Raw genomic sequence first — 5,500 nt, 5'->3', positions numbered from 1 at the left:
ATTAAACCCAATACACTCTGTAACCCATCAACGGCAAATAGTGGTGAGTTAATTATTACTGGCTGCTCATTGGCGATCGCAAAAACCGTACCTCAATTGTCAGTACCGATGATTTAGCAAGGATAGTGGTGGATTCTGTGACAGTTGAAGGCGCTCGTAACCAAATTTTCCCAGTAGGAGGGCCAGAGATTTTATTACGAGAAGATATTCCCCGGATTTTTGGTCGGATCTTCAACAAACAGCCAGTAATAATTAACTCACCACTATTTGCCGTTGATGGGTTACAGAGTGTATTGGGTTTAATTAATCCCCAAATTCAAAAAGCTTTAGGAACTTATCGCACATTGCTAGCAAATGAATTTTTCTGTACAAAAGATGAAATTGCCAATTTGGAAGCGATTTATAACTTCCAGTTGGAGACATTAGAAAGTTTTTTGCGGCGTTATCTAGCAGTTTAAATGGGGAGTGGGGAGTAGGGAATAGGGAGTAGGGTGAAGAAAAACACTATAAATGGGGAGTGGGGAGTAGGGAATAGGGAGTAGGGTGAAGAAAAACACTATAAGTCATGATAAACAAACAATAAATCATTCCCCCATTCCCCATTCTCCATTCTCCATTCCCCATTCCCCATTCCCCATTCCCCATTCCCCACTCCCCATTCCCCACTCCCCACTCCCCACTCCCCACTCCCAAATTCTATGAAATCTTCCCTAGCTGTAAATGCTGCTCAAGCACGTCAGACAAAAGAGCGATTCGCCCAACCAGAGGAACAACTTACTTATGAATTGGGGAAGGCAGTACAGGAATTGCCACCTCTGTACACTAGATTATTAGCGGGAACGATGAGCGTCATCGTATTTGGAGCGATCGCCTGGGCGTACTTCTCGCAAATCGATGAAGTAGCAACAGCACCAGGGGAATTAATCGCTTCCACACAGGTAAGACCGGTGACATCCTTGGGTGGGGGGTCAATTGTTGCTGTTAAAGTGCGAGAAGGCGATCGCGTTACTAAAGGTGAAGTTCTGATTCAAAAAGATCCAGACTTGCAAATAACCGATGTTTCCCGCCTAGCCAAATCTTCTAGATTGATTCAGGACGATTTGCAACGTTTGGATGCAGAACGCACCGGAGGCAAAACTACTGGAACAAAATTGCAAGATGAACTTTTAAGTTCTCGCCTGCAAGACTTCCAAGCGCGTCAAGCAGGAGCGGAAGCAGAAGCAAATCGCCAACAAGCACTCATAGATCAAGCCAAAGTCCGTTTGACTCGGTTGCAAGACAACTTAGTTAATGCCAAAAGCAGCGTTGCCAATGCCAAAACCAACCTTGCTAACGCAGATAGCATCCGAATTAAAATTGAAAGTAATTTGGCGCTTGCCGAAGAAAGGGAAAAAAGCCTACGCAGCCTAATGACTCCTGGTGCAGTACCTCGTGTCGATTACTTGGATGCCCAAGAAAGATTAACTCGTGCAAAGACAGAAATCACTAGATCGCAAGATGAAGTGATTAACGCCCAGAATAGAATAACAGAGGCTCAAGATAAAGTCACGTCATTAGAAAAAGATATTTCTGCCCAAATCCAAGAAATTCGCCAAGCAGAACAAGCTTACAATGCTGCACGCAGTCAAGCCCAGCGTGTAGCATCAGAACGCCAAAGTGAAATTTTGACCCAATTCAACAAGCGTAAAGAAGAACTGACAACTGTTCAAGGTCAATTAGAACAGGCAAGGAAGCAGCAAGCTTTAGAAACAATTGAGGCTCCTGTTGCCGGTACAATTTACAGAGTTAAAGCTACTAAGGGACCAGTGCAATCAGGTGAAGAATTGCTGTCAATTTTGCCAGAAGGGGAAGAAATGCTTTTAGAGGTGAAAGTTCTCAACCGCGATATTGGGTTTATTCGTCAAGGAATGAAGGCAAAAGTGAAAATGGCAACTTTCCCCTTTCAGGAATTTGGCACTGTGAATGGAGAAGTTATGCAAGTCAGTCCGAATGCAATTGTTGATAAAGAATTAGGCTTAGTTTTTCCCACCAGAATTAAGCTAAGTAAACACTCAGTTAACGTGCGGGGTCAAGAAGTAGAATTTACACCAGGTATGTCTGCTACAGGTGAAATTGTCACTCGTAAAAAGTCAATTTTGACATTCATCACTGAGCCTGTGACGCGGCGGTTTAATGAGGCATTTTCCGTTAGGTAGGTTTGTAGCCTCTCCTTATTTTGTCACCTCATAACACCGTAGGAGTAGGGGTAAAGCGCATTGCTAAACCCCTACATTCATTGACGATAGACGAGCGATCGCACTTCGCAAAATAATTTTCAAGCGATACCCAAGAATGTTCTATACTGAGTTATGGCGGTTCCCATCCAGATGCGGTACAACATTATATCGTGAGGTGTAGGGGCACAGCATTGCTCATTGGTGTCCCGCAAGGAACTGAAGTTCCTTGCTAATAGCGAAAGTCATCTAAAGATGACTAAATAATCCGAAAAATTTTTAGTCTACTTTAGTAGACTTAGGACTTACGCATGAGTCACGGAATAACGAACCGCGTTCGCGTAGCGTCTCGCAGAGAAGGCACGAAGGACACAAAGGAATAAGAGTTGCAGAGAGTTTTTGCGTAAGTCCTGAGACTTTAGCTATGAGCCGCTGAAATTCATTTCTGGGCGGGCGTGGAAGCCAACAGATAAGCGATTTTTAGCTTAAGTTGACACCAATGAGCAATGCTGTGCCCCTACGGATGTACCTCACGTAAACGAGAACTGCTATATTTGTTTTTGCATTCACTCTAGTAATTTGCCAAAATCAAGATTATTCTCATCTTCATTGCTATCCACATTGATGCTGCCCAGAGTGTTCTCATAGTTTTGGAATTGCGACCATAATTCTGGATTGGCCAATCCGTTATTACCTTCAAATGGTGTCAAATATTTTACCTTTTCTGTAATTGCATCATCGATTAGAGAACTGACATCAGAGTTATTAAAACTAGCAAGAGTCTGTGGTGTCAGATAATTTACCGTTTGTACGTCGATGCGTAGCAGGTTGTCATCAGACATCGCCTGCTTTGTCAGAGAACTGACATTGGAAATATTAAAACTAGAGATTGTAGTTTGTGTATTATTTACTGCTGTGTCTGCAATCACCTGACTCGCTAAAGAACTGACATTAGAATGATTAAAACTAAAGCTTGTAGTTTGTGTACTATTTTCTGCGGTTTCTGTCACAATCTGACGGACTTGGGCATCAGTTAAGTTGGGGTTAGCACTAAGCATCAGGGCAACTACACCAGCAACATGGGGAGCAGCCATAGACGTGCCGCTATAAGTGCCATATTGATTATTCGGAACTGAGGAGTAAACCTTGACTCCTGGGGCTGTGACGTAAGCGATTTCATCCGTTCCAGAGCGGTTAGAGAAGTCGGCCAGATTATTATTTTTATCCACAGCCCCAACGGCAATTCCCGACTTGGATGCATAGCGAGCGGGATAGTCTGGTGATGAGTCACCTTTATTACCTGCTGCCATGACGACAATCACTCCTTTGCTGCTGGCATAGTCAATGGCTGACTCTAAAGTACTATTGGAAAATGTGCCTCCTAAACTGAGGTTAATCACATTAGCTCCATTATCCACAGCGTAGCGAATACCTTTAGATATGGAACTATAGGAACCAGAACCAGATTCACTCAAAACTTTGACGGGCATAATTTTGGCATTGTATGCAATACCAGTGACACCGTAGTTATTATTTTCTCCTGCGATCGTGCCAGAAACATGAGTGCCATGACCGTTGTTATCTAGGGTGTTGTTGTTTTTATCAGAGAAGTTCCAGCCGTAATTATCATCAATATAGCCATTGCCATCATCATCTATACTGTTACCTGCAATTTCGTTGCTATTCGTCCAGATATTATTTTTTAAATCTTCGTGGTTATAGTCAACCCCAGTATCTACAACAGCAACAACAACGCCTTTACCTGTGTATCCTTGTGTCCAAACTTCCGGTGCTTTAACAAGGTCTGCTCCCCAATTATTACCACTAAGATCACGAACATCAGCAAAGGTATTCTGACCAATTGCTCTAGCCACTGCTGCTGCTGAATTAAGCAAGCCATAGCCATTGGTGGAGTTATAATTTTGAGTGCTAAAAGCATTAGTAGTAGCGTTATTGCTATTTTCGGAGTCATCATTATTTAGTAACTGCACATCAGCATCGGCTGAGTTGTAGCTACTACTTATGCTGAAGTTGAGGCTGTAGTCATTTTTCGTATTAAAGCTATCTAATGAAGAGATTGAAGTGACATTTGGCTGTTTAGTTGACAACACATTGTTATTAACATCATCAATGAGCATAAGTATTTTTTCTCAAAGATAGCAATCGTTGTTTGACAGTTTGAAGCTTTAAAATCTTTATAAGAAGATTTCAATGTGTGAATAAGCCCCATTCTCAATAATTACTATGAAATTTCATCAAAAAATGCTAATTTTATTACCAAAAAATATTCTGATAACTGTGGTTTTTATTAAGAATAAATTTATCAAGTGAATCTTAAATTTTTAAAGTGTATTAATGGACACTAATGTAATGAAAAGAAAACGTTATGACTGTTACTACTCTTAAAACTACTGCGATCGCTAGTTAAGGATAATTGTAGGTTGGGTTGAACGAAGTGAAACCCAACAAATGCTCGAAAATGTTGGGTTTCGTTCCTCAACCCAACCTACGCAAATTTATTTTTACGGCTTAACTGAACCGTATTGTCTTAAAACGGGCTTTTCAGTTTCAGTATGTTTTCATAAATCAAATCCAAGTCCTATATAAATAATTATTATTTTTATCAAGATAATAATTGCTGGCAATATAATCAAAACTACTTAATTAAATTTACAAATAGCTACATAAGATGAAAAAGTCTATCTTAACTACTACTTTAGTTACAATGACAGTTACCTTTAGCGGTCTAGCTGGTACTAATGGACAAACACCTAGTACGCACAATACAGAACTTGCCTATCAATTAGGTATCGCTGCTGTCGATAAATGCTACAAGGAGAAAGATATAGTCGAATGCGACAGATTAAGTAAAATTAAAAGTACATTAATCATCTGGTGTAGTGAAGGCGATCTTCTTGCCTGTTCTGTCGAGAGTAATATATCAAGTTATGAAACTTTTGTAATGGTTACTCAGCAATAATCCTAAATGCTTTAGTTGCTGAGTTTGCAACCAAATCCAATGGCGAATGAAGCATAACTCCATTCGCCAAAAACTATCCTTAAGCTATTCTCCAGATGTCAAGTAGGCACAAGCTAAAAGCTAGTTAAATCTACTAAATGTTTGCTTGCTGCCGTTGATATAATGACCAATACAAACCCTTTTGTTGCAACAATTGTGAGTGAGTACCACGTTCAGCAATCACGCCTTGCTCCAATACCAAAATCAAATCACCACGCTTGAGCAGAGCAAAGCGACGAGCAATTAGGAACACAGCACGATTAGCAGA

At 40.8% G+C, this 5,500-nt stretch carries 3 protein-coding genes and 1 pseudogene; 3 read left to right on the top strand and 1 reads right to left on the bottom strand.

Annotation, left to right across the window (positions count from 1 at the left end):
- Nucleotides 1-62: 62 nt before the first annotated feature.
- Nucleotides 63-458, top strand: a pseudogene (locus LC574_RS24240) (SDR family NAD(P)-dependent oxidoreductase); the annotation flags it as partial.
- Between the two features lie 240 nt (nt 459-698).
- Nucleotides 699-2,195: an HlyD family efflux transporter periplasmic adaptor subunit gene (locus tag LC574_RS24235; RefSeq protein ID WP_229456105.1), complete on the top strand. Its 1,497-nt coding sequence runs from the start codon at nt 699-701 to the stop codon at nt 2,193-2,195.
- A gap of 584 nt (nt 2,196-2,779) precedes the next feature.
- On the opposite strand, the gene LC574_RS24230 is transcribed toward LC574_RS24235, so the two are convergent.
- Nucleotides 2,780-4,351 (bottom strand): S8 family peptidase, encoded by a 1,572-nt coding sequence (locus LC574_RS24230; RefSeq protein WP_229456104.1) that lies wholly within the window; start codon nt 4,349-4,351, stop codon nt 2,780-2,782.
- A gap of 551 nt (nt 4,352-4,902) precedes the next feature.
- Between LC574_RS24230 and LC574_RS24225 the strand changes: the two genes are divergently transcribed.
- Nucleotides 4,903-5,193 carry a hypothetical protein gene (locus LC574_RS24225; RefSeq protein ID WP_229456103.1) on the top strand — a complete coding sequence of 97 codons (291 nt, stop codon included), beginning with the start codon at nt 4,903-4,905 and terminating at the stop codon, nt 5,191-5,193.
- Nucleotides 5,194-5,500: the final 307 nt, after the last annotated feature.

Source organism: Nostoc sp. CHAB 5715 (genome assembly GCF_020829685.1).
Taxonomy (GTDB): Bacteria; Cyanobacteriota; Cyanobacteriia; order Cyanobacteriales; family Nostocaceae; genus Nostoc.
This window is presented reverse-complemented; position numbering and strand designations above follow the sequence as displayed.